The 25,950-nt window shown below is 47.7% G+C and carries 30 protein-coding genes and 2 pseudogenes; 24 read left to right on the top strand and 8 right to left on the bottom strand.

The genetic code is table 11. The features are described from left to right. Nucleotides 1-15: 15 nt before the first annotated feature. Nucleotides 16-141 (bottom strand): annotated as a pseudogene (locus tag D6M16_RS11545) (IS110 family transposase); the annotation flags it as partial. A 247-nt stretch (nt 142-388) separates the two neighbouring features. Between D6M16_RS11545 and D6M16_RS11535 the strand changes: the two are divergent. Further along, on the top strand, nt 389-952 hold the full coding sequence (locus D6M16_RS11535) for a hypothetical protein (protein WP_162941000.1): 564 nt from the start codon (nt 389-391) through the stop codon (nt 950-952). A 286-nt stretch (nt 953-1,238) separates the two neighbouring features. Here D6M16_RS11535 and D6M16_RS11525 read toward each other — a convergent pair whose 3' ends face one another. Beyond that, on the bottom strand, nt 1,239-1,451 hold the full coding sequence (locus tag D6M16_RS11525) for a hypothetical protein (RefSeq protein WP_205576881.1): 213 nt from the start codon (nt 1,449-1,451) through the stop codon (nt 1,239-1,241). 93 nt (nt 1,452-1,544) lie between these two features. Here D6M16_RS11525 and D6M16_RS11520 point away from each other — a divergent pair, with 93 nt between their 5' ends. Together D6M16_RS11520 and D6M16_RS11515 are read left to right on the top strand one after the other, a co-directional pair. Beyond that, nucleotides 1,545-1,859: a hypothetical protein gene (locus D6M16_RS11520; protein WP_120512051.1), complete on the top strand. Its 315-nt coding sequence runs from the start codon at nt 1,545-1,547 to the stop codon at nt 1,857-1,859. 141 nt (nt 1,860-2,000) lie between these two features. Next, nucleotides 2,001-2,516, top strand: coding sequence for a hypothetical protein (locus tag D6M16_RS11515; protein WP_120512050.1), 516 nt, complete (start codon nt 2,001-2,003; stop codon nt 2,514-2,516). Nucleotides 2,517-2,622: 106 nt separating this feature from the next. Here D6M16_RS11515 and D6M16_RS11510 read toward each other — a convergent pair. Then, nucleotides 2,623-2,748 (bottom strand): annotated as a pseudogene (locus D6M16_RS11510) (IS110 family transposase); the annotation flags it as partial. A gap of 258 nt (nt 2,749-3,006) precedes the next feature. Between D6M16_RS11510 and D6M16_RS11505 the strand changes: the two are divergent. Both D6M16_RS11505 and D6M16_RS11500 read left to right on the top strand, forming a co-directional pair. Further along, the gene (locus D6M16_RS11505; RefSeq protein ID WP_120513137.1) at nt 3,007-3,396 is read left to right on the top strand and encodes a lysozyme inhibitor LprI family protein; all 390 of its coding nucleotides are present in this window, start codon (nt 3,007-3,009) and stop codon (nt 3,394-3,396) included. 349 nt (nt 3,397-3,745) lie between these two features. Then, nucleotides 3,746-4,195 carry a hypothetical protein gene (locus D6M16_RS11500; RefSeq protein WP_162940999.1) on the top strand — a complete coding sequence of 150 codons (450 nt, stop codon included), beginning with the start codon at nt 3,746-3,748 and terminating at the stop codon, nt 4,193-4,195. Nucleotides 4,196-4,219: 24 nt separating this feature from the next. Here D6M16_RS11500 and D6M16_RS22235 read toward each other — a convergent pair whose 3' ends face one another. From D6M16_RS22235 to D6M16_RS11490, 3 genes are all read right to left on the bottom strand, one after another. Continuing rightward, nucleotides 4,220-4,375, bottom strand: coding sequence for a hypothetical protein (locus D6M16_RS22235; RefSeq protein ID WP_162940998.1), 156 nt, complete (start codon nt 4,373-4,375; stop codon nt 4,220-4,222). 93 nt (nt 4,376-4,468) lie between these two features. Then, a complete protein-coding gene (locus tag D6M16_RS11495; protein WP_120512048.1) occupies nt 4,469-5,128 on the bottom strand; it encodes a c-type cytochrome in 660 nt (219 codons plus the stop codon). 4 nt (nt 5,129-5,132) lie between these two features. Further along, complete coding sequence (locus D6M16_RS11490; protein WP_120512047.1) at nt 5,133-6,446, bottom strand: molybdopterin-dependent oxidoreductase; 1,314 nt, start codon at nt 6,444-6,446, stop codon at nt 5,133-5,135. Nucleotides 6,447-6,853: 407 nt separating this feature from the next. Here D6M16_RS11490 and ycaC point away from each other — a divergent pair, with 407 nt between their 5' ends. The 17 genes from ycaC (at nt 6,854) to D6M16_RS11405 (ending at nt 20,546) form a co-directional block, all read left to right on the top strand. After that, a complete protein-coding gene (gene ycaC, locus D6M16_RS11485; protein WP_120512046.1) occupies nt 6,854-7,480 on the top strand; it encodes an isochorismate family cysteine hydrolase YcaC in 627 nt (208 codons plus the stop codon). 292 nt (nt 7,481-7,772) lie between these two features. Next, on the top strand, nt 7,773-8,327 hold the full coding sequence (locus D6M16_RS11480) for a dihydrofolate reductase family protein (RefSeq protein WP_162940997.1): 555 nt from the start codon (nt 7,773-7,775) through the stop codon (nt 8,325-8,327). An 80-nt stretch (nt 8,328-8,407) separates the two neighbouring features. After that, nucleotides 8,408-9,325, top strand: a complete 918-nt coding sequence (gene yddG, locus D6M16_RS11475; protein ID WP_120512044.1) for an aromatic amino acid DMT transporter YddG — start codon at nt 8,408-8,410, stop codon at nt 9,323-9,325. Between the two features lie 220 nt (nt 9,326-9,545). After that, nucleotides 9,546-9,944, top strand: coding sequence for a GNAT family N-acetyltransferase (locus tag D6M16_RS11470; RefSeq protein ID WP_120512043.1), 399 nt, complete (start codon nt 9,546-9,548; stop codon nt 9,942-9,944). A gap of 55 nt (nt 9,945-9,999) precedes the next feature. Beyond that, on the top strand, nt 10,000-10,260 hold the full coding sequence (locus tag D6M16_RS11465; RefSeq protein ID WP_120512042.1) for a Rho-binding antiterminator: 261 nt from the start codon (nt 10,000-10,002) through the stop codon (nt 10,258-10,260). Between the two features lie 219 nt (nt 10,261-10,479). Then, complete coding sequence (locus tag D6M16_RS11460) at nt 10,480-10,911, top strand: YkvA family protein (protein ID WP_120512041.1); 432 nt, start codon at nt 10,480-10,482, stop codon at nt 10,909-10,911. Nucleotides 10,912-11,074: 163 nt separating this feature from the next. Further along, the gene (locus D6M16_RS11455) at nt 11,075-12,019 is read left to right on the top strand and encodes a YbgA family protein (protein WP_120512040.1); all 945 of its coding nucleotides are present in this window, start codon (nt 11,075-11,077) and stop codon (nt 12,017-12,019) included. 4 nt (nt 12,020-12,023) lie between these two features. After that, nucleotides 12,024-12,839 carry a MerR family transcriptional regulator gene (locus tag D6M16_RS11450; protein ID WP_205576879.1) on the top strand — a complete coding sequence of 272 codons (816 nt, stop codon included), beginning with the start codon at nt 12,024-12,026 and terminating at the stop codon, nt 12,837-12,839. A gap of 4 nt (nt 12,840-12,843) precedes the next feature. Further along, on the top strand, nt 12,844-14,313 hold the full coding sequence (gene phrB, locus D6M16_RS11445; protein ID WP_120512038.1) for a deoxyribodipyrimidine photo-lyase: 1,470 nt from the start codon (nt 12,844-12,846) through the stop codon (nt 14,311-14,313). Nucleotides 14,314-14,415: 102 nt separating this feature from the next. Then, nucleotides 14,416-14,823 (top strand): nuclear transport factor 2 family protein, encoded by a 408-nt coding sequence (locus tag D6M16_RS11440; protein WP_120513136.1) that lies wholly within the window; start codon nt 14,416-14,418, stop codon nt 14,821-14,823. Between the two features lie 2 nt (nt 14,824-14,825). Then, nucleotides 14,826-15,557, top strand: a complete 732-nt coding sequence (locus D6M16_RS11435) for an SDR family NAD(P)-dependent oxidoreductase (protein ID WP_120513135.1) — start codon at nt 14,826-14,828, stop codon at nt 15,555-15,557. Next, on the top strand, nt 15,554-16,840 hold the full coding sequence (locus D6M16_RS11430) for an NAD(P)/FAD-dependent oxidoreductase (protein ID WP_120512037.1): 1,287 nt from the start codon (nt 15,554-15,556) through the stop codon (nt 16,838-16,840). The genes D6M16_RS11435 and D6M16_RS11430 overlap by 4 nt, the downstream gene beginning before the upstream one ends. Further along, nucleotides 16,837-17,670, top strand: a complete 834-nt coding sequence (locus tag D6M16_RS11425) for a DUF1365 domain-containing protein (RefSeq protein WP_240435599.1) — start codon at nt 16,837-16,839, stop codon at nt 17,668-17,670. Before D6M16_RS11430 ends, D6M16_RS11425 begins: the two co-directional genes overlap by 4 nt. An 8-nt stretch (nt 17,671-17,678) precedes the next feature. Beyond that, on the top strand, nt 17,679-18,914 hold the full coding sequence (locus D6M16_RS11420) for an SAM-dependent methyltransferase (RefSeq protein WP_120512036.1): 1,236 nt from the start codon (nt 17,679-17,681) through the stop codon (nt 18,912-18,914). Between the two features lie 33 nt (nt 18,915-18,947). Then, entirely contained in the window at nt 18,948-19,466 is a 519-nt protein-coding gene (locus tag D6M16_RS11415) for a DUF2878 domain-containing protein (RefSeq protein WP_120512035.1), read from the top strand. A 1-nt stretch (nt 19,467) separates the two neighbouring features. Continuing rightward, entirely contained in the window at nt 19,468-19,971 is a 504-nt protein-coding gene (locus tag D6M16_RS11410) for a chalcone isomerase family protein (protein ID WP_120512034.1), read from the top strand. 17 nt (nt 19,972-19,988) lie between these two features. Next, nucleotides 19,989-20,546, top strand: coding sequence for a DUF3833 domain-containing protein (locus D6M16_RS11405; protein ID WP_120512033.1), 558 nt, complete (start codon nt 19,989-19,991; stop codon nt 20,544-20,546). A 32-nt stretch (nt 20,547-20,578) separates the two neighbouring features. Here D6M16_RS11405 and D6M16_RS11400 read toward each other — a convergent pair whose 3' ends face one another. Further along, nucleotides 20,579-22,234 carry a DUF2813 domain-containing protein gene (locus D6M16_RS11400; RefSeq protein WP_120512032.1) on the bottom strand — a complete coding sequence of 552 codons (1,656 nt, stop codon included), beginning with the start codon at nt 22,232-22,234 and terminating at the stop codon, nt 20,579-20,581. 247 nt (nt 22,235-22,481) lie between these two features. Here D6M16_RS11400 and D6M16_RS11395 point away from each other — a divergent pair, with 247 nt between their 5' ends. Together D6M16_RS11395 and D6M16_RS11390 are read left to right on the top strand one after the other, a co-directional pair. Further along, nucleotides 22,482-22,874 carry a VOC family protein gene (locus D6M16_RS11395; protein ID WP_120512031.1) on the top strand — a complete coding sequence of 131 codons (393 nt, stop codon included), beginning with the start codon at nt 22,482-22,484 and terminating at the stop codon, nt 22,872-22,874. Between the two features lie 202 nt (nt 22,875-23,076). Then, entirely contained in the window at nt 23,077-24,873 is a 1,797-nt protein-coding gene (locus D6M16_RS11390; protein WP_120512030.1) for a bifunctional metallophosphatase/5'-nucleotidase, read from the top strand. 285 nt (nt 24,874-25,158) lie between these two features. On the opposite strand, the gene ribB is transcribed toward D6M16_RS11390, so the two are convergent. Continuing rightward, the gene (gene ribB, locus D6M16_RS11385) at nt 25,159-25,848 is read right to left on the bottom strand and encodes a 3,4-dihydroxy-2-butanone-4-phosphate synthase (RefSeq protein ID WP_120512029.1); all 690 of its coding nucleotides are present in this window, start codon (nt 25,846-25,848) and stop codon (nt 25,159-25,161) included. Nucleotides 25,849-25,950: the final 102 nt, after the last annotated feature.

The following is a 25,950-nucleotide window of genomic DNA, read 5'->3' as shown; positions in this document are numbered from 1 at the left end:
CGGTAATCATTAAAATCATGCTGATTTTGCATCCCATAAGACACCATCGCGCAACATAGAATTGAGGATGATAACCATCTTTCTGACACAGGCGATAATCGCCACTTTTTTGGGTTTTCTTTCAGCCAGAAGTCGTTGATAGTCACGATAATGGCGGGTGGGATATTAGCAAACGTCTCGAAGATTTTTGAGCGCGTTACTGTTTTGTGGATCAACATCTTGCCTTGGTGATCCTCGCCGTGGATACTAAAGTTATGTTTGACTAAATCAATGCCAGAGATAGATTGTGATATGGTGGCCTCCGGTAATTTCGTAGTCAGACTTACCTAGTGTGGCAAAGCCTGATGAGGGGGCGCCCATGTCAATAGCCAGGTTTGTAGGTGCTAGTATGAATCAAGAAAATTTCACAATATTAGTTAGTGTAATAAGTTTATTAGTCGCGGCTTTGGCCCTTTATTTTAACTATAAAAGTCATTGCGTTACAAGGAAGTCTTACCTTATAAATAGAGAGCTATCCCGTAATGGAAATATATATCTAGACTTTGTAAAAGTAACTCAGTTAGATGACCGTTACGTTATACATTTGGTGGTTTTTAATCCCTCAGAAATAGGCTTAATCTTACACGGTCTTGCAGTTTTTAAAGAAATTGAAAGTAAAGGTTGGATTAATAAGGTACTTAATGCTCAGGAGTGGGAAAAAATTAATAAAGCAATCTGGTGGCCAACGATTGACCTCGAAGACCTTCATATTAAATATCGAGATGAAGAGTACAAAAATATGTACGTGGAGAATGCTAGAGACATATATGTATCTATTCCGGGTGAAATGTTGGAGTCTTATCACAGATTTGAAATTATGACGAACTTAGGTGGCTTTTCTCAAAAGTTACGTCCTTCTGTTGGTCGAAGCTTTTTTTCGCATAACTTTAGGCAGATTTGGTATGAAAAATAAGCCTAACAAATAAGGATAAGTGTCGCGCAGCCGACTTATCCGGGTATTGGACAAGCACGAAGCGGCATTATTATGGAAATAGTTTTGTTGAGCGCTGGAGTGCGGTGATGCGGGTTGTTTTTATCAGGCACAGTAAGCCCGTAAGCTATCATATGGCTAATAAATTCAGTTTGTTACATGATTTCTTGTCGGCTGTAGTGCGTTCTTCCGCTTTCTGTGCGGTTGCCATTCTCCTTGTTTTATTCGCTGTGCTGAAAGGCAATACATATTTTGATGCCATGATCTTTTACGTATGACCGACCTTAGCCAGGTCTCGAGCCCAGTAGTGAGAGGCACCGTAGGCTTCCATGCCGATAATTGCGGGTGGGATATTAGCAAACGTCTCAAGGACTTTTGACCGCGTTATTGTTTTGTGGATCAACACCTTGCCTTGATGATCTTCACCGAGGATACTGAAGTTATGTTTGGCTAAATCAATGCCATAGATAGATTGTGACATGGTGGCCTCCGGTAGTTACAAGATAAGACTTACCAAGTGTGGCAAAGCCTGATGTGGGGGAGTCCATATCATTCGCTATGTGGCTGGAGAAAAATGAAATTTAAAGCACCAATTTTCTTTTTAATTGCACCTCCAGTCCTTTTCGGACTGATTTGGGCATATGAAGCTTTTGAAACTGGTCAAACGATCAAGCAAATTTTCATGTTGCGTACTGATAATAACAGCCTGTTGGTATGGATTGGGAAAATATCCATAGCAGGTTTTCTTAGTAGCTTTGCTTTAGAGAATTTTTACCCTAACTATCAAAATAAAAGTCTTTCAGTTCAGAGGCTTATAAATATTATAGGTTTTGCACTTTTTTTAGCCTTAGTTAGCACAATTATTTGGGTACTATTTCCAAGCGTGTAACTATAAAAGCCACATAACAAACGCCTCAAGAGGGACTTGGACCTCACCCATTGAGCCGCGGTAGTTATGGCTGTTGTGTTTGAGTTTCGTGGTAGATCGTTACCTGCCCCTGAGGGCGGGCGTTAGAATTTACGAGGTAATATGGACGAATATCTGAAAATTAGTGCAACTATTATCACGGCGCTAGGTGGCAGCGGTGCAATAATCCTATGTTTGGCGAATTATCTCGGAAAGCTTTGGGCTAATAGATTAATGGCGACGGAAAAAGCCAAGCATGATCGAGAACTAGAAGAATTGAGAACGCAGTTATATAAAGTAAACCAAGAGGAGTTAGCTAAATTTCACAGCGAAATCGAAGTTTATAAGCAAACTCAGCTCAGAGAACATAGCGATAAGCTTGCAATCTACCGTGCCACAATTGACATGGTTGCCACGATGTCGGCAAAGGTAGAGATGATTGTCATTAAAAACAAACAGCAATTATCACCAGAAGAAGCAGAACAGTTCGAAACAGAGCGGCTTAAGATATATGGCTATTTGGCTATGATAGCCCCCCAAGAAGTTATGGATGCAAATGATGCATTCATTGACCAACTGCTTGCATTAATATTTGATGGGCAATTCGTAAAATGGGAAGTAATTCGTTTAAAGCTCTGACCTTGACCAATGCAATGCGTAAAGATATAGGCATGGATAAATCTGAAATCTCATACAATGGTGATAGGTAAATTCTAACAAACGACTATGGCGTCAATCGTTAAAATCATGCTGATTTTTCATTCCATAAGACGCCATCGCGTAACAAAGAATTGAGGATGATAACCATCTTCCTGACGCATGCAAAGATGGCTACTTTTTTCGGTTTTCTTTCAGCCAGAAGTCGTTGATAGTACGATAATGGCTGGCGGGATATTGGCAAATGTCGAGAGAACTTATGAGCTTAATATTATTTTTTGAATCAGCACCTTGCCTGGTGATCTTCACCGTGGATACTGAAGCGATGTATTGCTAAATCAATACCATAAATAGATTGTGATCGGGTGGCCCTCATTGATTACGCAATCAGACATACCAAGTGTGGCAAAGCTTGATGAGGGGGGCCATGTCATTCGTTAGGTATTTGGAGGTAAATTTGAACAAATCATTTATGCTATTGGCGTTTGTATCTACGTTTGTTTGGGCGTCTGATAGTGTTGAAGACCCCTGTAATGTACAAGGTGGAGGAGTTACCGCCGGTTATCTGTGTGTCGCAGAGAAAATGAAAACCGCAGATTTTGAACTCAATAAAACCTATCAGGAAGCAATCGATAGAATCAGTGAGGAAGAAGCATTCTTGCGGAATACGTGGTCAAAAACCGAACTGGTGGCACCATTCAGAAAAGCTCAACGGGCTTGGTTAAAATACAGAGATGCCGAGTGTCAATTTGCAGGCATTTCTTCAACTCCTTCACCTTGGCAAGGGGTTCAAGTTGAAGAATGTAAGTTAAGAATGACTCTGGAGCGAGTTGAATACTTCAAAGGTGTATATGTAGGCTGAACGGAAGACATCTAACAAAAAATTGAAGAGTGATTCACAACGCTTGGCGCTCTTACTTCTAGTCTGGTTTTGTTTTATGGCACAATGGTTTAGGTAAGGTGTCAGCATTGGAACAATAAACAAGATTGATGCATGTTATTAACCAAGCCAAACACAGCGACGCCTTTGTCGTTGTAATACAAAACTGCATGTGTTGGCGGCGTTATGACTTTCGATTGTTTGTTCAGTCTTTCCAGGCTAAGAAGGGGAATGTCATTCGTTATACCACTCAGGAGAACTACATTAGTTAATGGTGAATAAGACATATACCCAAGTTGCTCTATACATAATCGCAATGTTGGTTGCATTCGTGATTGACGATCACTTATTTAATGGTTTTGAGTTTGTCGCAGTCGTCGCGATAGCGAGTTTGTTGATTGGTTTACTCGCCTATCAGCCTAAGAACCCCTTAAAGTTTTATCACGAAGGGCAAGATGAACGACATATTCTGCGTAGACAGTCTCCCCTTGTATATGCAGCGATAGGTGTTATTTTGGCAGGTATAACTTCGATGTATGGCGTTGTCGGTGAGCCTTTCGAGATCACGGGTTATGTTGACGATAAGCGCCAGAGTCGACATAAAGCAGGTGTCACTCATATTTTAGTTATTCGGGATGAAAGCTATGGTGTTTTACGTTGCAGTACTTCTGAAAAACTGTGGTCATCACAACATATAGGTTCCCCTTTGTTGTTGAAAGTTCAAAGAAACCTGTTTGGGCTACATATAATCAGAAGCATTAAGCCGTTAGAGCCAAAGTGACATAACCTGCCTGTCTAATCACGATTAATGAATCGACGCTGCCCAAAACCTCAGGGAAAATTCAGGACGAATTTTCAGGTAGTCGGAGCTGAGAGCGACGACAACCGTCCCGGGCAACACCAGAGAACCAAAGGCATTTCTGGTGACGCTTTGTGCCGGCAAAGCGTAACTGTCGCGCATCCCGAGGTCATGAAAAAAACTCCGGACTCAAGCGCGACATATGACAAAACTCCGACATACCGCGACTGAACTAAACCAAAGGGTCAATCACACCTACATCCCGTAATAGGTCGACAGATACACAAGGATGGCTTCGCGATCGTCAGGCGCCAGCTCATCCATCCCTTGTTCCTCAACCATCCATGTGAGTAACTCACCCCACCTTTCTTTGCTGAGTCCTTGTTGCGTAACGAGGTGAAGAGAGTGGCATGCGGAACAGGCGGACGCCACCAGCGCCATGTTTTCTCCCGGTGCCAGAATACCTTCACCGGGCGATTTTACCGGATCGCCAGCCGACTCAGTGATCCAATCCGGCGGTGTCGGGTTTTTAGTTGCCAGCCAGGCAATAATGGCTGCACGTGCACCTGGGTCTTTCACGCCGGGAAAAACCATCTTGGTGCCGGGTGCGAAGTCGGAAGGAGAGGTCAAAAACGCATCAAGTTTTGCGGCATCCCACAGTCCCTGATGCTGCTTTAGCGCATCGCTGTATTGGAAGCCTTCAGCACTGGCGATATTGCGTTCGGCTAAACCCCAGAGTGGCGGCCCGATGGCCGTCACCCCATCCGGTTCGACCTGATGGCAGGCTTTGCAGACCAAGGCTTGTTGTTCGCCTGCCGCAATCAGAGTTTCATCGGCGTTAAGTGGCAGGCTGATACAGAACATTAGGAGAAATGAGAGCGGGAAACCCCGCTCAACGAAGGTTGTCCATTTCATGCGGTTATCCGTTAACGACCAAAGCAACACGGTGGAAGGTGTTGTTGAGATAGCCTTTGGGATTCCACGCAATGGCAAAAGGTTGGCTGATACCTTGATCGTCTGTGGCTTTGGCCCATATTTCATAATATCCGGGCTGCGGGAATTTCACCTTAGTAGTAAAGGTCTGCCAGGCACCTTCATTGGCCGGGGCAGCAAGATCGGCATCCATCCAGGTTGCACCAAAGTCGATGGAAACCTGTACTTTCTCTATCTTGCGATCGCCTGACCATGCATGTCCCCGGACTGATACTTCACTGCCAGACACTGTAGTGTTGGTTTGTGGCGAAGTAATCAGAGATTTCACCGGCATTCGTTCAATGATCTCAAAATCTTTTTCGTCCACTTTTTCACCCGGTGCAACAGGGCGGTTCGGCACACGGTACGAGGTGCCTGTCATTTTAGGGCCGTCGTGGATTTGCTCTCTGATCTGAATCCGTGTCAGCCATTTCTGTGAACAGGAGCCAGGCCAGCCGGGCACAACCAGCCGTAATGGAGCGCCATTCATCGGGTGCAGCGACTCACCGTTCTGGGCAAAAGCAATCAGGTTTTCGCTGCTCATCGCTTTGGCTATGGGTACGCCCCGGGAGATGGGTATCTTACCTTCCTTGCCGGACAGATCTTTATCTGCGCCGTAATGCGCGGTGTAAACGGCATTATCTTTCACTCCAGCTGCTTTGAGTACATCGGCGAGTCGTACGCCTGTCCAGGCTGAACAACCCACGGCGCCGTATGTCCATTGATTACCTGTGGCTTTGGGTTCGAAGAAGGCGCGGCCATTCCCGCCACACTCCAGCACTAATTGTTGTTCTACAACCTCAAAGTTTTTCTTCAGATCAGCAATAGTTAACGTCATTGGCTTGTCGACCAGGCCGTCAATCGTTAACTTCCAGGCGTCTGGATTGACATCCGTCGGTGGGATACCGTTGTTGCGAATAAAATGTCGCGAAGTGGGCGTGATGTCATCATTGAGGAGATGGGGCGGGGTTTCTGCGTTCATCGGTCTGTCGTTCAGTACCGTTAAGCCCTCTTTTCCCTCTATCACCACATCATCAAGGCCTTCAGCGAACGCGGCGGGGATTAAACCTGCAGGCATGTTACGGTGAAAAGGAATCGCGCCGCCGAGCACAGCAGCCATTGTTGCTAAGCCCGCGCCTTTCAAAAAACCGCGTCTGTCCGGAAAGCTGACCCGGCCAAAAACCTTGTTATCTGCTGATTCCGGGTTTTTCTCGTAAAACTCGAAGATACCTCTTGGAGTATTTTTCTTGTCTTTAGCCATAATTCGCACCTTAATCGGGCCAATTGTCCGGTGCCTCCGGTTCAACACATACCCTGTGATTGTCATATGCAAACAGGAAACAGAATGGTGACAAAGGCACTTTCTGGACGGAGATTCGAGCACTGAATCACACATTGCTTATTCTTTGTGCTCATAGGTTGCAGCTATGTTGATGAGTGTAGTTGGCAACGATACTTCTCTCAAACCCACTTGTCGGGAGGAGCAGGTAGTTTGTCCAACCTGAATCAAAGCGAAGTTACGATGGGGGTAGTCATCAAAAGGGACTATATTCTTTGGGATAGCGAATTCGTCACGTTATCTGTTCAACATGTCATCTGGGGACGCAATTCTTCTATTTCATTGTTTTTTCATGGATGATTTAATTTCAGAACATGAGGAGAACACTGATGAGTATGCAATATGTTCGACTGGATAAAGACAATGCTGCAGTGCTCTTGGTTGATCATCAAACCGGGCTTTTATCACTGGTGAGGGATATAGATCCGGACAAATTTAAAAACAATGTGTTGGCCCTGGCCGATATGGCACTGTATTTCAAGCTGCCCACTATATTGACCACCAGCTTTGAGCAAGGGCCTAACGGGCCTCTGGTTCCTGAGCTGAAAGAGATGTTTCCTGATGCGCCTTACATTGCCAGACCCGGACAAATCAATGCCTGGGACAATGCTGACTTTGTGAAGGCCATTGAATCAACCGGTAAAAAGCAACTCATAGTTGCCGGCGTGGTAACGGAAGTCTGCGTCGCATTCCCGGTTTTATCTGCGATAGAAGCGGGCTATGAGGTGTTTGTTATTGCCGATGCCTCCGGTACTTTTAATGCAATGACCCGTGATGCTGCCTGGGACAGGATGTCAGCTGCGGGGGCGCAGATGATGACCTGGTTCGGCGCTGCTTGCGAGTTACACAGGGATTGGCGAAATGATATCGAAGGTTTAGGAACGCTCTTTTCAAACCATATTCCTGATTACCGAAACTTGATGAACAGTTATTTTACGCTTCAGGAAAAAAAATAAAGCATGACAGTGATAGTGCGCTGAAAAGCGGCTATCACTGTACCGGTCAATTTCCGGGGCCAGCCCATCAACTATGAAAGCGCTGAACCGGGTCTTTGGTTCTCTGTTTGTCTCAATGGGTGTGTTATTAGCACGAGCTGAACAGTAGTTATTGATTTATCAACAAATAATCAAGCGTATTCACACCTTTTTCTGATACGAAAACTGGCAAATCCCGGTCTCTCTGCAAATACTCATGAAACCAGTATTGCAGAGAGTATCTGCGTGCGTTTCACGTAAAAGAGGATTTGCCATGGCATACCTGATTTATTCGTTAAACATGACATTGAGTGGCCACTGCCATCACGAAGACGCCGTGGTGGATAAGGAGCATCATGAATACGCCCTTGAATTACTCCATGGCTCAGAAGCCTTAATTTTGGGACGCCATACTTATGATCTTTTCGCGGCTTTCTGGCCTGAAGCTGCAACGAGGAAGGATTTACCCAAATTTATGCAGTATCTGGCGATGGAATTGCAGTCTATTCCCAAGCGAGTGGTGACAACAAGGCCGCTTGAGTTTCCCTGGCAAAATACTGAGATTTTGAAAGGGCCGGATATCGAAAATACCCGGCAATTTTTGTCTGAAATAAACGGCAATGTTGTCCTGTTTGGCAGTCCTGCTTTGGGTGCCTCGCTGGCCGATGCAAAATTGATCAATGAATATCAGTTTTTACTGGAGCCTTTTATCAGCACTCAGGGTAAGCAAGCTTTTGACGGTGCCAAAGTATGGCAAAGGTTGATGTTGCTGGATGCCAAAAGACTGAATCGGGATGTCATGCTGCTGAGATATGCGCCGGGGCCATAAACAAGAGGGTTTCGGGTTGTTTTCGCTGTCATTCTCAGGCAGTGTTGTGGATTCTCAGATGTTTATTTTCAGGGTCAACCGTGGTACGCAGTCATCAATTTACCCTTGCCGGGTGCGGCGCAATTTGTCTTTTCAGCAGTGTGGTTGCCCTCATTCGGAATGTGACCGAGCAGCTTGGCCCTGTGGGTGGTGCTGCCATGATTTACAGCGTCAGCGCTTTTATACTCATATTGACGGTTGGTTTGCCCAAGTTGTCTTCTTTTTCCCGGAAATACCTGCTTGTGGGGGGACTGCTATTCGTCAGTTATGAAATGTGTCTGGCGTTGTCGCTGGGGATGGCAAATGATCGATTGCAAGCGGTTGAAATGGGACTGATCAATTATCTCTGGCCATGTCTGACGGTATTGTTTGCGGTCATTTTCTCTGGGCGGTCAGTCAGTTGGCTGCTGTACCCCTGCTTAATACTCTCTTTCTTTGGTGTTGCCTGGACGGTAGCGGGTGATAGTGGATTGTCTGTCTCCCGGTTAATCGACAATGTGCAAAGTAACCCGGTCAGCTATGCACTGGCGCTGAGTGGGGCGTTCATCTGGGCAATTTATTGCAATGTTACCCGGGTGATGGCCAGTGGTAAAAATGCCATCACCTGGTTTTTTGTAGCAACAGCCGTCGCGCTTTGGGTGAAATTTATGTTTAGCGATGAACCGCCAATGCAGTTTGATCTCCCGGTGATCAGAGACTTGCTATTGGCCGGCCTTGCCATGGGCGGAGGCTACGCATTATGGAATATCGGGATCCTGCGCGGCAATATGGTGTTGTTAGCAACGCTGTCTTATTTTGTCCCAGTGTTTTCGACCTTTTTATCTGCGCAATTACTGGGACTGACATTAACCGCAACCTTCTGGCAAGGTGTCGTGATGGTAAGCCTTGCTTCCGTCCTTTGCTGGTGGATCACCCGTGAAAAAACAGCGCCAGCTCAGATGCAGGAAAAGGAAGCCTGATCTTCACAAAACCCGCCTACATTGCGGGTTTTTTATTCGTCTATCCTTGCATTCCAATGTCCGGTCTTTATTTTCATTGCAGACGATCACGATTTTCTTAATGACATATAAAATTGATTGAGTATTAAAGTAAGATGCACGCGAATTTCTCAGACAGTGTTCTTGTTGGCTTACGTGATTCGGGTTTACTGTTACTAAATTGATGTTTAAAGGAAAATTGATGTATCAGGTTATTGAGCAAGTGGTTGGCCCTGATGATTTTTTACGTTTACGCGACATTTCTGGATTATCGTCCCGTTCTTATGAAGCGGCAGTGAAAGGCTTGCCAAACAGCCTTTACGGTATACATATTCTTTATGACGGTGTACCTGTGGCCATGGGGAGAGTGGTGGGTGACGGAGCCATCAATTTTGACATTGTGGATGTTGCTGTTGATCCCGACCATCAGGGAAAAGGTCTCGGGCGTCAAATCATGGAACATATCATGGCCTATCTCGACAAGGCTGCTTTTCCCCGCTCTTATGTATCGCTGATGGCTGACGTACCAGAATTGTATGAAAAGTTTGGTTTTAAACTGTCCAGGCCAAACTCGGAAGGTATGTACTGGGTGAAAAAGTAAAAGCCGATAATTGTGATGTTTCGCGAACCTGACATACCGCGAAGGAGAGGTGAAGATGATTTCTTGCCAGCAATATGACTATATCGAAATTGCCTGCTTGTATAAGTTGCCAGTAAAACTGTGTCTGGCAGATGGCAGTGAGATTGAAGGCATCGCTCAGGACACAGTGCGACATGAAGACAAACAAGAGTGTATGTCGCTGAAAACGTCCGCCGGGTTACAAATCGTTGTGCTTGACCAGTTGAACACCATGGAAGCCACCCGCCCGAATCCGCATTTCGAACGTGTGCATTTCACGCAAACTGGTCAGCAGTAATTTCATCATTGCTTGAAGCTTTCGTTAAGGATGATTATTGGACATAGCCTGCTCCGGGGAGTTAATTCAACGCTGTAGCTGATGATTTAATGACACATCTAATTGTCAATCTTAACGCTTTTACTTCTGGAGTTGATCACTGCTATGTCCTCTTAATGACAAACGAGAGGCGAAAAGCCATAGTTAACGTTAGAAGAGATAGCCTACTTGAGGCGGAGGATGAGTCAGTCAATGAATGAACAGGATGCCAAAGAGAAACTGGAAAACTCGTCTAAAAAAGTCACGGATAAAGACATTCAGCGCGTGTTGGAGAAAGAGCAGGACATTGAAGAAAAAGTGCAGAAAAGTGGCTCGCTGCGAAAGTATTTTAATGTCGTGAAATCCATGTATGGTCTGGTCAAGGCGTACTGGAAAGGAGAATACAGGGAGATCCCCTGGTTTACCATCGCTGCTATTGTTACGGCTTTGCTCTATGTGTTTAACCCATTGGATGTTCTGCCGGATGTGATTCCCTTTCTGGGGCTGACGGATGACGCACTGATTCTGGCTGTCTGCCTTAAGCTTGTACAACAGGATCTGGATGATTATGAAGCCTGGCGAGCAGGGAATGACTTGGCAGGTAAAAAACAACCAGACGCTAAAACCGAATAATCTTCTTTTATTTCAAAGTCTAAAAAGCTGCCTGTGAATATCAGGCAGCTTTTTTTGTGTCTGAAATAGCCGTAGTTACAAACTTATACATTTTATTTTCTTGTACAACTCACTAAGCTTGGCTAACATCATTGTACAAGATAATTTATTGTACAGGTGTGAGATGAGTATCCCGGTAGGTATCAGTGCATGTGTACTTGGCGAGAAAGTACGCTTTGATGGCGGACACAAACGAAACCGTTTTGTGACGGACGAGCTGGCAAAGTTTGTACAGTTCCGACCGGTTTGTCCGGAAATGGCAATCGGCTTGCCTGTTCCAAGGCCAACGATAAGGCTGGTACAGCATGAAAATGGTGAGCGCCTTGTCGACAGCAAAGGCGGTGAGAGCGATTTCACCGAAAAAATGAAGACGTTTGCTGATAAGCACATCAGTGGCATTCAATCTCTGTGTGGCTTTGTGGTATGTGCCAAATCACCCACTTGTGGCATGGAAAGGGTGAAGCTGTATATCCCGAACGGTAATACCGTACCGGGCGGAACAGTAGGGGTGTTTACCAAACAACTGATGGCGGCTATGCCCTGGCTGCCCGTCGAAGAAGACGGGCGACTGCAAGATCCAGTGTTACGCGAAAATTTCGTCTTTCGTATTTATGCCCTGCACGATTTTTACCAAAACGTAGGTAAGAGTCTGACTATGGATGCATTTGTTAAATTTCATTCGCGCTATAAATTCGTCTTAATGGCACACAGCCCGACAGCGTACAGAGAGATGGGGCGATTAGTAGCCGGTATTAAAGACTGGGATATGGCAGCGTTTTTCGTTGAATACCGTCAGCAGTTCATGGATGCCCTGAGCAAACATGCCCGCCGGAGCAACAACACCAATGTGCTGATGCATTTGCAGGGTTATTTCAAACGCAGCCTGACCAGCGAACAAAAGCAGGAACTACTGGGCCTAATTGAAAGCTACCGCCTGGGCCATCAGCCTATTCTAGTCCCTCTGGCCTTGATTAAACATTACCTGAAAGAATACCCGGATCCGTATCTGCAGTTGCAGACCTTTCTTAATCCGTATCCGGAGGAGTTGAAATTACGTTATGGCCTCTGAAGTTATGTTGTTCGCTATTAGAGAAGTGTCTGAAATGACGGGTGTGAATCCCGTCACTTTACGCGCGTGGCAACGCCGCTACGGGCTGATCAAGCCACAGCGCACAGAAAAAGGACACCGTTTATATACTCAGGCTGATATTGAAAAGATCCGCTTGATCCTGTCCTGGCTTGAGAAAGGTGTCGCTATCAGCAAGGTAAGACCGTTACTTGACGGTCAGGTGAGTGACGCCGCCAGTCAGGAAGAAAACTGTGATGCGATTTCACCGATACTGGGTGCTTTATCAGATTGTCGGCGCGGAAAACTCGAGCAGCTTCTGAGTCAGCTGATGAAAGAATACCCGTTGCCAATGTTCATCGAAAAAGTAGTAGTACCTGTAGACACGCAGGTTAACGATCCGGCTAATCCGTTGCGGGCAATTCAGCAAGCACTGTGGCAATCCACCCTGATTGAGCAATGCGCCAGTCTGGTAGCCAAAACACGTAAGCGAAGCGGTCGGAAAGCCATGCTGCTGAGCTTTGAACCGGCACAAGATGGCATAACGCATTATATCTGGCTCACTGCTTTGTCACTGAGTAATGAAGGTTACAGCGTCACGCTGTTAGATAATCTGCCATTTAACGGCAAATTGCATGGTCTGGAAGCAGCGGTCTCGCAGCAGGAGTTTGACTCTGTGGTCGTCATTGGAGAGAGCAAACTTCCTGCGGCGATTTTGAAGCAGCTCGCGCGTATTAACGCTGAGTTTCATTGTCCGGTCTCGCTCAGGGGCAGTATTGCCGCTATTCATGCAGACTGGGTACAGCAGTTAAAAGGAGCCTGAAGCCATGGCCGCGACGAATAGCAGCAATCGATGCCTGATGTGGTTTCGGGCAGATTTGAGAACAGTCGATAACACCGCCCTGATTCAGGCGTGCCAAAAGTACCAGTCTGTGCTGGCAGTGTTCATTGCAACACCTGATCAATGGGCGGCTCACGATGTAGCTCCCATCCAGATCGATTTTATTCGCCGTCGGTTAGCTGTGCTCCGTTCTCAGCTGGCTGAGCTTAATATTCCAATGCGCATCGAAGCAGTTGCTGACTTTAACGCGGTCCCTGACTGTATGGCTACACTGGCTCGTGATTGGCAGGTCGAGCATGTGTTCTGTAACAAGCAGTATGAATGGAATGAGCGTCAACGTGACATGGCTGTCGGTCATGCGCTGGCAGAAGCGGGGATCAAATTCAGTGTACTGGAAGATACTTGCGTGCTGCCTGCCGGCACGATTCTGACCCGTCAGGGCGAGCCTTTCAGAGTTTATACGCCATTTCGCCGCGAATGGTTACGTCAGTTCCAGCAAAGCCCGGCGCTGGCACAAGCTGTGCCGCAACCTGTATCACCCAGTGACTGTGCGGAGAGCTTTGGCTCAGTGATCGAGACCAGCCTCGGCAAGTCATGGATGGATTACCCGCTGGTCGACAGCCACCTCTGGCCTGTTGAAGAAGATGCCATACGCGATGCCTTGATGCGTTTTTGTATCGAGCATGTCGCGGACTACGGTGAGCAGCGGGATTTTCCTGCTGTGGAAGGCACCAGTAAGTTATCACCTTATCTGGCCATCGGTGCCTTGTCCGCCCGGCAATGTGTCTCCGCGATTTTACATGAGCACCCGCAGGCACTCGAGAAGCAGGAGGATGGCCCTTTTGTCTGGCTCAATGAAATTATCTGGCGCGAGTTTTACCGCCATCTTATTGAAGCCTATCCGAAGGTCAGCCGGGCCCAACCATTTATCGGCTGGACAAACCAAGTGCTATGGCATTCAGACAATGCTGCTCTGTCACGATGGCAACAGGGAGAAACCGGATTTCCGATCGTTGATGCTGCTATGCGGCAGCTTAAAGCCACAGGCTGGATGCATAACAGACTGCGGATGATTACCGCCAGCTTTTTAACCAAGGATTTGCTGATCCACTGGCAGGCGGGTGAGAAGTGGTTCATGTCTCATCTGATCGACGGGGATTTGGCATCTAATAACGGTGGCTGGCAATGGGCCGCTTCTACTGGCACCGACGCTCAGCCTTATTTTCGGGTGTTTAATCCGACCACGCAGGGAAAAAAGTTTGATCCAAACGGCGAGTTCATACGTAGATGGGTAAAAGAGCTCGAAAAAGTACCCGATAAATATATTCACACCCCCCATGAGTGGCCCGGAGCAGCCAGCCTTGAGTATCCCATGCCAATGGTCGATCACAAGTTGGCGAGATTAGATGCCATAGAGGCATTTAAACAGGCAAAAGCCACAGCGGAAGCGGGTTAATGCTAAACACAGGAAGGAAGCCACATTATGAAAGAGCTGGATAGCGAACCTGTACCACTGAGAGAGACACCAAACGATTCAACCGGTACCGAGTTATCGGTTATGGAAAGGTTTATCCGTGTATACAGTGAGTTAGGTAAGGACAATCTTGCCAGTCTCGAATCTCTCTACCATACGGATGTGGTGTTTGAAGATCCCGCCCACAAAGTGGAAGGCTGGCTGGCACTGGAGGAGTATTTCAGACGTTTGTTCGCGAATGTCACACATTGTTCCTTCACGATTGAAGAGAGCATGAGTGATGCTCATCAGGGGTATCTGGTGTGGACCATGACATTTGCGCATCCGAAATTATCAAAAGGCGAATACCGCACAGTGAAAGGGTGCTCGCATCTGACTTTTCTTGATAACCGGGTGATTAAACACAGGGACTATTTCGATCTGGGCGAAATGTTGTACGAAGCAATACCGATTCTCGGCCGTGTGGTGAAAATGATTAAGGCAGGTTTGTGATGATGTCGACAGTACTGATTACAGGTGCCAGTTCTGGCATTGGCGCTCAGCTGGCCAAAGATTATGCAGCAGATGGCTGGCAGGTTATTGCGTGCGGACGTTCGCTTGATAAGTTGCAGCACCTTGCTGATCTCAGCGAAAAAATCATTCCGCTTGCCTTTGATGTCACTGACCATCAGGCCACCTGGGACGCCTTGGGTGACTCATCAATACGACCAAACCTGATCATATTGAATGCTGGCACCTGTGAATACATCGAACAGGGCAAAGTGGATGTGGCTCTGTTCAGACGTGTGTTTGATGTCAATCTGTTCGGGGTACTGAACTGTATAGAAGCCTTGCAGCCCAAGTTTACCGAAACAACCCATCTTGCGATTGTCGGTTCAACGGCCAGCTATGTGCCTTTGCCCCGGGCTGAGGCCTACGGTTCATCAAAAGCCGCGCTCAGTTATCTGGTCAATACGCTGAAAATGGATCTTTCCCGTGACGGTGTCACATTGACATTGGTGTCGCCAGGTTTTGTCAAAACACCATTGACCGATAAGAACGATTTTGCGATGCCAATGAGAGTGACCACGGACTATGCCTCGTTAAAAATCCGGAAAGGTATCGCCAAGCGCCGCTCAGAAGTGCACTTTCCGCCGCTGTTCAGCGGGTATCTCAAACTACTGTCGCTGTTACCTATGTCGTTACAGCTGGCGATCGTAAAAAAAATGACAGGGAAAACAGAATGAAAATTGCGATTATCGGTACCGGCATTGCTGGATTAACCTGTGCATGGAAACTGCACGAACAGCATGACATCACTGTGTTTGAGGCCAACGAGTATATTGGCGGCCATACCGCCACGGTGGATGTTGAAACTGCAAGCGGTCGTTATGCGATTGATACCGGGTTTATTGTCTTTAACAACAGAACCTACCCGCAGTTCGAAGCCTTGCTCAAAGAGATTGGTATTGGCCGCCAGCCGACTGAGATGAGCTTCAGTGTGCAGAACGACGCTATCGGACTGGAATATAACGGTCATGATGCGCTTTCTATGTTTGCCCAGCGCCGCAATTTATTTCGTCCTGAATTTTACCGCTTTATCCGTGACATCCTGAGATTCAACAAACTGGCAAGGGAAGCGGATCTTGATCAACTGGCATCAACAACTTTAGGGGAGTTTCTCACTTCCCACAGATTCAATGAGTATTTCTGTCAGAACTACATATTGCCCATGGGGGCTGCTATCTGGTCATCCACCTTGTCAGATATGCGGGCTTTTCCGTTGCCTTTCTTCGTCCGTTTTTTCCGTCACCATGGTTTGTTGGAAGTGACGAACCGACCTCAATGGTATGTGGTGCCGGGCGGATCGAGAGAGTATGTACGCAGCCTGACCCATGACTTTGCTGACAGGATTCATCTCAATCAGCCGGTTCTGAGTGTGCAGCGGTTAGGTCCTAAGGTAGAAGTTACTACCGCCCGCGGACAGCAGTATTTTGATCAGGTGATCTTCGCTTGCCACAGTGATCAGGCGCTCAGCATGCTGGCTGACCCGACGGTCAACGAAACTCAGGTATTAGGGGCTATCCCTTATCAGCAGAATGAGGTGGTGTTACATACCGATCGGAACATGCTGCCCAAAGCCAAACGTGCCTGGGCAGCCTGGAATTACCATCTGCCGGATGAAGCAAGTCGTGAGCGTCAGCTGGCCAGCGTGACATACAACATGAACATTCTGCAGGGGTTCGATTCACCGGAGACATTCTGCGTTACGCTCAACCGCACTGACGATATCGATCCTCAAACCATCCTCCGTCGTTTCAGCTACGCACATCCCGTGTTTAATACACAGTCCATAGCCGCACAGGGGCAGCGTGGTTTGATTAACGGCCAACAGGGTTGCTGGTTCTGTGGTGCTTACTGGTACAACGGGTTTCATGAAGACGGTGTGCGCAGTGCACTGGATGTTGTGAATGCGATTGAGGCGTCAGGCAATGGCAAGCGCCTGCCGCGAATGGAATTAGTCTCATGACAATGTCTGATTTACAGAGCGGCCTGTGTGTCGGTCAGGTGAGGCATCGTCGTTTTACCCCGGTGAAACATGCGTTTAGCTATCCCATGTTTATGCCCTTGATTGATCTTGATGAAGTGACCTCACTCAGCGAGCAGGTTGTGGGGTTTGGCTGTCGCTGGTATCACCCCGCAAGGTGGCGACGGGAAGACTATCTGAGGGCGGAGGGAGAAGGGCCCCTCAAGCAAAAGGTTCAGGACAAGCTGTTTGAGCTGACCGGCGAAAGGCTCGCAGGAAAAGTGAAGCAACTGTGTCAGTTACGGTATTTTGGGCTCTATTTTAGCCCGCTTAATCTTTATTACTGTTTTGATGAACAGGGTGAATGGCGCTGGCTGTTGGCGGAAGTGAGTAATACCCCATGGAATCAGCGCCATTACTATGCTGTGCCAGCAGTGTCGGATTGGCATGAAAAGCAGTGGTTACAGGGCAAAGCTTTTCACGTGTCGCCCTTCAATCCGATGGCTCAGCACTATCTTTGGCGGCTGAAACCGCCTGTCAGTCAAGTATTTGTGCATTTGGACATTATTGGCAACGACACGGGCAGCACCGTCATGGATGCGACGATGGCACTGCGTAAACAGGCTTTCACCACCCAGGTACTCTGGCGTCTGCTGCGGCAGACGCCGATTCAGACACTCAAGGTGGTCGCCGGCATTTACTGGCAGGCCATGAAGCTATGGTGGAAAAAAGTGCCGTTTCATGGTTACCCGAAGGACGCACATTTCCATACAGAAACAGTTAAGGGCTTCACTTCTGACAAGCCTTCTAAAAGAAAACAACCGGAACGCTGAGGTAGACGATGTCGAACACAGAAACGAAAAGCAGCTATAGCACTCAAGCTGAAAAAGGCACAATGGCTCGCCGTCTGGTCTTTGCTTTGCTGGCGCAATTACGCCATGCCGGCCTGACACTGGTAGACAGCCAGGGCGAAACACATCGGTTCGGGGATGAAACATCGAATTGTCAGGCGCATGTTCTGGTCAGAGAGCCAGGGCTTTACCAGCGACTGTTACAAGGTGGCAGTATTGCTGCCGGAGAGGCTTATATGGATGGCTGGTGGGATTCCCCCGATATCACTGCTGTTGTCCAGGTGCTGGCGAGAAATCTATCCATGCTGGATAAGCTGGAGTCAAAAACCAGTTGGATGACGCGTCTGGCTGAAGGGTGGCAACACTTTACCCGCCGCAACAATAAAGCCGGCTCAAAGCAAAACATTCTGGCGCATTATGATTTGGGAAATGACTTTTACCGGACGTTTCTGGACCCGCAAATGCTGTACTCCTGCGGGATCTATCATGATCCTTCAGAATCATTAGAACAGGCACAGTTAAATAAAATGGATCGTTTGTGCCGTCAACTGGATTTACAGCCTGATGATCACTTGCTGGAAATTGGTACGGGTTGGGGGGCGCTGGCTATTCACGCTGCCAGACAGTACGGGTGCCGGGTGACCACAACAACCATTTCTGATGCTCAGTATGAATACGCCAAATCACGTGTAGAACAGGAAGGCCTGTCGGATCGTATTACGTTGTTGCGCAAAGATTATCGCGATCTGAGCGGACAATATGACAAACTGGTTTCCGTCGAAATGGTAGAAGCGGTAGGTAAACGTTATCTGGCGACCTACATCAAGCAATGTCAGTCGCTGTTAAAAGAAGGTGGTCTGCTGGCGATACAGGCAATTACTATCGCTGATCAGCGATTTGAGAGTTACAGCAAAGGCGTTGATTTTATCCAGAAGCATATTTTCCCGGGTGGTTTTCTGCCGTCTGTGACACTGCTGGCGCAAAGTCTGACGCAATACAGCGATTTTGTTATCCGGGATCTGAAAGATATCGGACTGGACTACGCACGCACACTGGCCGACTGGCACCGCTTGTTTAATGCCAGTGCCGAACAGCTCAGTAAGCAAGGCTTTGATCCACGTTTTATTCGTATGTGGCGTTATTACCTGTGCTATTGCGAAGGTGGATTTAAAGAAAAAACGATCAGCACAGTGCAATTGATAGCCAGCAGACCAAAGTGGCAATAACTCACTGGTTTACTAACGAGAAGGGTAAAGCAAATGAAAACGCCATGCGGGACACAAACCTTAACGACCAAGGCATTAGTTGCCGTCGGTCTGTTGTTTAACGGATTCTGGCTGCTGGCGGTTCTGGGACAAAATGACTGGATCGCGCTGCTGGCGTGTATCCTGGTCATAGTCTGGTGGTGTTATCCGGCTTCAGTAAAACAGGTGCTGGTTATTGCACTGGCAGGTTGCCTGATGGATGGATTACTGACCTATACGGATATTTATCGGTTTGAAAGTAGCTTTATGCCAGCCTGGCTCATTCTGCTTTGGCTGGGGTTTGCCACCTTTGTCTGGTTCCTGCGCCATAACCTGGCAAGGTATCCGGCCTCATTGGTGTTACTGGCTGGCAGTCTCGGTGGTGCAGGCAGCTACCTGGCGGGAAAACAACTGGGTGCTGTGTCCTGGCCTGCTGGCGACACACTGACCATTTTGATAGTCACAGTGTGCTGGCTGGTTTTTTCAGGACTTCTTTTGTTGTGGATACGAATCTGTATCGAAAAGGAGGTATGAGATGCGTCTGCTAACGATTTTCACTGCTGTGTTGCTGTTAGTCTCGCCCTGGTCACTGGCCAGCGGCGCCTGGCAAAGTTGGCCGGTTGTCGGAGAGGCCACTTTAAAATGGGGCCCTTGGGTGATTTATGACTCTCAGCTTCGTACTCCGTCTGGGCGTTACAATGCAAAGATGGCGGATTCGGTCGCGCTGGTGATCAAGTATCAGCGGGATATTGATAAAGATGACTTACTGGATGCGACGGATGACCAATGGCAGAAACTGGGAGTTACGGCTGCCAAACGCCAGCAATGGCGGCTTGTGCTTGATAATATCTGGCCGGATGTACGTAAAGGCGATCGGCTGATATTTGTGATTCACGCTGGTGGAGGGACATTTTACCGGGACAACACTGTGATTGGCGAAGTACGGGACAGGGAAATGGCTAATGCCTTTCTGGATATCTGGTTATCACCACAGACTCGGTATCCCGAGCTGCGAAAACGGCTCATCGGACGGGTATGACATAAGGGAGAAACAGGATGATACATAGGTACAACACCAGGTGGGCTAACTGGCTAAAAGTGACAGGGCTGATGGTGGTGCTGTTAATCAGTGGCTGTTCTGCATCCGTTGATGATCACAAATATCACCGTCCTGAACTGGATCTGTTCAGTTATTTCAATGGCAATGTGAAAGCCTGGGGGATGCTTCAGGACAGATCCGGCAAGCAGACAAGGCGTTTCTCCGTTGATATTATCGGAACCGTTCAGGGTAATACGCTGACGCTCAAAGAAGACTTTGTGTTCGATGACGGAGAGAAACAGCAGAGGATCTGGACAATCCAGCGTCAGTCCGAAGGTGTTTACACCGGAACGGCGGGAGATGTGGTAGGCGATGCCACCGGTAAGGTGTCAGGCAATGCACTTAACTGGCAGTACACGCTGAGGGTGCCTGTCGGGGAGACCACCTATGACATCGCCTTTGATGACTGGATGTTCCTCCAGGATGATGTCCGTATGTTTAACGTTGCCAGAATGAGTAAATGGGGCGTTCACGTTGGCACGGTAACGCTTTTCTTTGAAAAGTCTGTTAATTGATGCCGTCACCTTTGTGTTGTGTATGCTCTGGCTCAGGTGGTTGAAGCACGAGCCAGAGCAACCATGCGCTTTAGCAACCAGCGCAGCAAGGTTGGAATATGATCAATTTCCTCGCTGTCTGTGAATTCCACCATGGCCAGGGCAACATCAGGTTTGGCATGATGCTTGAGCGCTTTCTGTATGATCTTCTTGGGTGGCGCAGGGTGATCATCCGATATTCTGGCCAGTTTACGGAAAAGAGGTTCATAACCGTGGTTGAACAGAAAGTGCTCGATATCGAGATCAGGTAATACGGTTAACCTGTGTTTATCCAATTCACTGCCAAGCATATGTCGCACCGTTTCCGCGTACTTCTTGCCGGCGGCATCGCCGTCTGTCACGACATGCCATTCAATGCCCATTAATCTTGCAATTTTGATAATCGGCTTCAGGCCACTTTGTGCAAATTCAATAACCTGGACGCCTTCAGAAGCAAAGTTATACCCGCACCGGTAAGCAAACTCATTTAACAGCCAGACTTCTGTTTCCCCTTCTACAAGCAGCCAGGCCCGGGCGTAGAGTGCGCCGGGGCGGTGTAACCGTACATGAAAGCCAACTCTGCGTAGCTCGTCCCTGCTGAGGCTATGGCTGTCCAGACTGTAAACCCGGGTTTTATCCGGCTCTCTGTTGAGCTTTTTTATACTGTTCAAAGGCACAACGGATGCCAGTTCCGGGCTGTTGGTAGTGAGAATTTTCTGCATAGGCATATTAACGACAAAAGCCCATGCCTGATGAAGAATGATGGGATGGAGCCGGCCTTCCGGGTCTTCAAGGATCATGATGGGACGCGATATGCGCTTTAGTTCTACCGGCCCCCGGGCGCGGATGTAGGCATTGATGAGCCCCATGAGTACCAGTCTGTTTTGTTTGGTCATTTCCGGGCGGGCCAGCATTTCCAGAGGGTTAGGGGAATAGTGAGTGCGTTCAGGAAAAGGCCTGAGATCCCTGCGAGGCGCTTTATGATGTGGCGTAAACGCAAAATAATGATCAACCAGCGTTCGCAATGCCCGGATACTACTTTTGATTTCATCGCTGCTGACATGTCCGGGGCGTGTCATCAGGCGGCGGCAGGTATTATCGAGCCGCCGCTCTATCCGGGTGTTGATGAGATTTCGTTGTTCCTGATCGATCTCTTCTTGCTGTTCTGTTTCAAGCCGCAACTGCCTTGCATCGCGGATTCGCACGATAGGGTGTAAGACCATCAATTGTCTGGCAAGTTTATTATTGTCCGGGCAGTCGATGATATTGCCGCCGGCATCGAGAAAGTGACGTTCAGTGATCACTTTATCGTCTTCACGCTCGCTGGTTATCTGATAGTAAAATTGCTTACCGTCTTTTCCGTTTCTGACCCATACGGGCTTGAAAGAACGGTAACGCCGGGCTTTGTGCTCGCCTGGATAATCTTCAACCCAGTTCAGGACGATGTGAATCTGAGACACCTGGGTATGGCCCAGCGAATAATCAACATGAAAGTCAGAAAAATGAAAGTTATGGAATTTGGCGTCTGGTGAAAGTGCGATACTCAGAGCATCCAGCAGGGAGGATTTACCCCAGGTGTTTTCACCTATAAGTACCGTCAGCTCATTCAGTGTCAGAGACAAGCGTTTGATCCCTCTGAAACCTGCAATTTCGATTCTGCTTAAATGCATTCTTCACCTGCCCACTGTGTTTACTTACTGTAAGCCTATAGCATTACGAGACAGTGTGTTCATGTATATGCTCACAAAATTTGCAGAAGCTGTTGATTTCCATCGTGATTGAAATTCAGTCCGGGCGGCTGCTTGTGATGAATCAACGGGATTGTTATAGTCCAGACCAAACAGAAATCTGAGTATTGGCTCAGAATTATCAAACACCTATTGGGATAACAAATCCTAACTTATCAGGAGTTGGCTGATGGCAAAAATAATTCATACCATGGTGCGAGTACATGATCTGGAGAAGTCCCTCGTTTTTTATAAACAGGCACTGGATTTAGACGTTGCACACCGCTTGGATTTTGATGACTTCAGCCTGGTCTATCTGCGTAACGATGAGAATGATATGGAGCTTGAGCTGACCTGGAACAAAGGTGCTGAGCCTTATACTCACGGCAGCGGTTACGGGCATATTGCTGTGGCGGTGGATGATCTGGACGCGGAACATGAAAAGCTGCGCGCTCTCGGGTATGCACCACTGGATATCAAGGAATTTTCCCGCGAAGGCCAGTTACTGGCTCGTTTCTTTTTTGTCTTAGACCCGGATGGGTACAAAATTGAAGTCCTGCAACGGCACGGGCACTATCAGTAATATCTTTATATGTGAACTTATAAATGCATGAAAAGGCAGCATTAATGCTGCCTTTCTGACTTTTGGTTGCCTGATTATGGTGATATTTTTGTGACAGATGAGATATTCATCCCTGGATACTGCCCTTTCCTGTATGATGATATGCACAATGTGATAAGAATCATATCTGATTGAAATATTTCACGGAGAACTGTAAGCCTTTATGACCCGACACACTCAAGCCCGAATTACCATCGCCCATATCAACGATACGCACTCTCACTTTGAACCCTCAGCAATCAAACTGACTTTGCCCGAACAGGTGTTAATGCAAACGCCAAGTCCGTCTGTTGCAGGGAATAAGCATGAGACGACTGTGTATGCCAGTTGTGGCGGGTTTGCACGGGTATCGACGGCGGTGAAAGAGGCAAGAAAGCAAGCGTATTTAAATGGCCGTGAGTTTATGTTCGTGCATGCGGGCGATTGCTTTCAGGGCACATTGTATTTTTCGCTGTTTAAAGGCCAGGCCAATGCCAGACTGCTGAATGCGATTGGTGTAGAAGCTATGGCGCTGGGTAATCATGAACTGGATATGGGCAACACGCTGGTTGCTGATTTTCTGGATCAGGTCGATTTTCCAATGCTGGCTGGTAACTGGGATTTGAGTCTGGAAGATCAAAGTAAGCGTAACCCGCTGAGACCCAAATCAAACCTGCTGGCCTATAACAATGATACGGGTTGTGCGCGCTACATGCTGAAAGATGTGCAGGGTGAGCCAGTCGCAATCTTTGGCCTGACCATTGAAAATATGGATAAAATTGCCAATCCGGATCCGGATACCTCTTTCCGATCGGTTGTGTCCGTTGCTGAAAAGACCATTGCAGAGTTACACTGTCACGGCGTGAACAAAATCGTGTTGCTCAGTCATCTTGGCTATGAGCGTGACCTTGAACTGGCTGAAAAAGTGAATGGGATAGGCGTTATCATCGGCGGTCATACCCATACCATGCAAGGGGACTTCATCAATGTCGGATACGGCAAAAAAGACCAGTATGCCGTCAAGATCAAGGATACCTGTGTGGTGCAGGCCGGTTGTAATGCTCTGGCTTTAGGGCAGATTTCGATCGATTTTGCGGCTGACGGCAGTATTGAACAGGTGTCTGGCGGTAACCAGTTGCTGCTTGGCCGCCAATTTACGCTGGATGCCACACGCAATGAGCATTTAGACCCGGATTGCCACGAAATGGTAAAACGCTACCTTCAGCAACAGCCAAATATTACGATGTGTGCTAAGGATCCGGTTGTAGAGCATATTCTGAATCTGGATTATCGTCCGGCGGTTCGTGAACGCCAGACCAATAAAGTGGCAGAAGTGACTGAATCACTCCGTCATGTCAGAGTTCCTGATAGCCATGGTGCCAGCGCCATTGCCCCTCTGGTGGTTGAAAGTTTTGTTCATCATGGCAGACAGATGGGTTTTGAGGTTGATTTTGGTATTCACAATGCTGGTGGTGTCAGAACCTCGCTTAATCCCGGGCCTATCAGTTCTGCTGATATTGCCGGGCGTTTACTGCCTTTCGCCATTGGACTGATGGTTTACAAAGTCAAAGGCGTCAAAGTGCGTGAAGCGCTTGAAGGAGCGATTGATAACGCTGTTGATAACGGCGTTGAAGGCACGGGAACCGGCAGTTTCCCCTATACGGCTCATTTGCGTTTTACTTATCGCTGTTGTTTGCCGAAAGGTAAGCGGATCGAAAAACTCGCATATTTCAAAGAAGGGGAGTGGTTGCCTCTGGAAGATGACGCTGTATATACCTCAGTATCATCCGGCTATACGGCGACAGGGAAAGAAGGTTATCAGGCACTGCTGGATTGCGAAATGGCACCTTTATCACTCGATTGCACTATGGCTGAAGCGTTTGAAAATTATGCGCGCTATCAGCAAAAGCTTTCTGCACCGAAAGACGATCTCATCACTTACATTCCATGTGAGTGTGAGCATGAACAGGGTACTGCGTAAAGCTCAACATCCGTTTTGGGTAATTTGTAGTCTGGCCTGACCATACGTCAGGCTTTTTTATCTGCCTATTTTCTATTTAATGATGGCAAGTCCCCGGTCGACTGATAACTGATAAGGTAATCAGGCAAGAGTTGGGTATGAATCGGGATTGGCTGGATGCAATTTTAATCAGTGTTTGGATTGTGGCCTGGAGTGCCCTGACATACTGGGTACCAGTGACGGGTATCTGAGAGCGGGAATAAAAGAGGTATTCAACGAAATACCTCTTCAGCGCCTCAGAAATGCTTATGCGAATACGGCTTCGGCAGCCGCATGGTCTTCATCTGTCTGCGCCGACAGATGCGCTAATCGGTAGGCTGCAAGATCTTCAATGGTCAAAACGGGCATATCATGACGTTCACCAAATGCAATCACTTCAGGCAGACGGGCCATAGTGCCATCGGGGTTGGTCAGCTCGCAGAGCACGCCATACGGCTTTCGGCCTGCTAGGCGCATCAGATCTATGGTTGCCTCTGTGTGACCCCGACGACCCAGCACACCTTCAGAATTCGCTTTCAGCGGAAAAACATGGCCTGGTCTGTGCAAATCGCCGGGCTGTGCATCATCGGCAATGGCTGCTTTGATTGTGGTGACACGATCAGCGGCAGAAACGCCTGTTGTGACGCCCTTTGCAGCCTCAATGGTTACCGTAAAACCAGTTTGATTTACGCTGGTATTATTGTCTACCATCATGGGTAACTCGAGTTGGTCTACTCGCTCCTGGGTTAAGCACAAGCAGACAATGCCTGAGCACTCGCGAATCATCAGCGCCATTTGCTCAGTCGTGAGCGTATCGGCAGCAAAAATGATATCCCCTTCGTTTTCACGATCTTCGTCATCAACAACCAATACACCCCGACCTTCACGAATAGCGCGGATGCCAGTTTCAACGCGCTCGAAAGCGGTACCAAAAGGGGAAAGCAGAGACTGATTCATGGTATTTACTCCATTATTAACATTAACGTTACCAGAATCAGGGCGCAAAAAAACAGCGTTTCAGCCAGGCTGAAATAGCTTTACAGGTAGGTGTTAACAGGC

Origin of the sequence: Photobacterium salinisoli (genome assembly GCF_003614885.1) — a bacterium.
GTDB classification, from domain to species: domain Bacteria; phylum Pseudomonadota; class Gammaproteobacteria; order Enterobacterales; family Vibrionaceae; genus Photobacterium; species Photobacterium salinisoli.
The sequence above is the reverse complement of the archived record's forward strand: the minus strand, read 5'-3'. Positions and strand labels throughout refer to the sequence as shown.

What these genes read in the sequence shown, in the direction of transcription:
- D6M16_RS11495 (WP_120512048.1), bottom strand. Translation starts at nt 5,128, where the DNA reads ATGAAATGGACAACCTTCGTTGAGCGGGGTTTCCCGCTCTCATTTCTC.
- D6M16_RS11465 (WP_120512042.1), top strand. Translation starts at nt 10,000, where the DNA reads ATGATTTCTTGCCAGCAATATGACTATATCGAAATTGCCTGCTTGTAT.
- D6M16_RS11460 (WP_120512041.1), top strand. Translation starts at nt 10,480, where the DNA reads ATGAGTCAGTCAATGAATGAACAGGATGCCAAAGAGAAACTGGAAAAC.
- D6M16_RS11425 (WP_240435599.1), top strand. Translation starts at nt 16,837, where the DNA reads ATGACAATGTCTGATTTACAGAGCGGCCTGTGTGTCGGTCAGGTGAGG.
- D6M16_RS11470 (WP_120512043.1), top strand. Translation starts at nt 9,546, where the DNA reads ATGTATCAGGTTATTGAGCAAGTGGTTGGCCCTGATGATTTTTTACGT.
- D6M16_RS11400 (WP_120512032.1), bottom strand. Translation starts at nt 22,234, where the DNA reads ATGCATTTAAGCAGAATCGAAATTGCAGGTTTCAGAGGGATCAAACGC.
- D6M16_RS11440 (WP_120513136.1), top strand. Translation starts at nt 14,416, where the DNA reads ATGGAAAGGTTTATCCGTGTATACAGTGAGTTAGGTAAGGACAATCTT.
- D6M16_RS11420 (WP_120512036.1), top strand. Translation starts at nt 17,679, where the DNA reads ATGTCGAACACAGAAACGAAAAGCAGCTATAGCACTCAAGCTGAAAAA.
- D6M16_RS11490 (WP_120512047.1), bottom strand. Translation starts at nt 6,446, where the DNA reads ATGGCTAAAGACAAGAAAAATACTCCAAGAGGTATCTTCGAGTTTTAC.
- ribB (WP_120512029.1), bottom strand. Translation starts at nt 25,848, where the DNA reads ATGAATCAGTCTCTGCTTTCCCCTTTTGGTACCGCTTTCGAGCGCGTT.
- D6M16_RS11410 (WP_120512034.1), top strand. Translation starts at nt 19,468, where the DNA reads ATGCGTCTGCTAACGATTTTCACTGCTGTGTTGCTGTTAGTCTCGCCC.
- D6M16_RS11415 (WP_120512035.1), top strand. Translation starts at nt 18,948, where the DNA reads ATGAAAACGCCATGCGGGACACAAACCTTAACGACCAAGGCATTAGTT.
- D6M16_RS11480 (WP_162940997.1), top strand. Translation starts at nt 7,773, where the DNA reads ATGGCATACCTGATTTATTCGTTAAACATGACATTGAGTGGCCACTGC.
- D6M16_RS22235 (WP_162940998.1), bottom strand. Translation starts at nt 4,375, where the DNA reads ATGCGCGACAGTTACGCTTTGCCGGCACAAAGCGTCACCAGAAATGCC.
- D6M16_RS11455 (WP_120512040.1), top strand. Translation starts at nt 11,075, where the DNA reads ATGAGTATCCCGGTAGGTATCAGTGCATGTGTACTTGGCGAGAAAGTA.
- D6M16_RS11525 (WP_205576881.1), bottom strand. Translation starts at nt 1,451, where the DNA reads ATGTCACAATCTATCTATGGCATTGATTTAGCCAAACATAACTTCAGT.
- phrB (WP_120512038.1), top strand. Translation starts at nt 12,844, where the DNA reads ATGGCCGCGACGAATAGCAGCAATCGATGCCTGATGTGGTTTCGGGCA.
- D6M16_RS11435 (WP_120513135.1), top strand. Translation starts at nt 14,826, where the DNA reads ATGTCGACAGTACTGATTACAGGTGCCAGTTCTGGCATTGGCGCTCAG.
- D6M16_RS11505 (WP_120513137.1), top strand. Translation starts at nt 3,007, where the DNA reads ATGCTATTGGCGTTTGTATCTACGTTTGTTTGGGCGTCTGATAGTGTT.
- D6M16_RS11515 (WP_120512050.1), top strand. Translation starts at nt 2,001, where the DNA reads ATGGACGAATATCTGAAAATTAGTGCAACTATTATCACGGCGCTAGGT.
- D6M16_RS11450 (WP_205576879.1), top strand. Translation starts at nt 12,024, where the DNA reads ATGTTGTTCGCTATTAGAGAAGTGTCTGAAATGACGGGTGTGAATCCC.
- D6M16_RS11430 (WP_120512037.1), top strand. Translation starts at nt 15,554, where the DNA reads ATGAAAATTGCGATTATCGGTACCGGCATTGCTGGATTAACCTGTGCA.
- D6M16_RS11405 (WP_120512033.1), top strand. Translation starts at nt 19,989, where the DNA reads ATGATACATAGGTACAACACCAGGTGGGCTAACTGGCTAAAAGTGACA.
- D6M16_RS11390 (WP_120512030.1), top strand. Translation starts at nt 23,077, where the DNA reads ATGACCCGACACACTCAAGCCCGAATTACCATCGCCCATATCAACGAT.
- D6M16_RS11395 (WP_120512031.1), top strand. Translation starts at nt 22,482, where the DNA reads ATGGCAAAAATAATTCATACCATGGTGCGAGTACATGATCTGGAGAAG.
- D6M16_RS11520 (WP_120512051.1), top strand. Translation starts at nt 1,545, where the DNA reads ATGAAATTTAAAGCACCAATTTTCTTTTTAATTGCACCTCCAGTCCTT.
- ycaC (WP_120512046.1), top strand. Translation starts at nt 6,854, where the DNA reads ATGAGTATGCAATATGTTCGACTGGATAAAGACAATGCTGCAGTGCTC.
- D6M16_RS11535 (WP_162941000.1), top strand. Translation starts at nt 389, where the DNA reads ATGAATCAAGAAAATTTCACAATATTAGTTAGTGTAATAAGTTTATTA.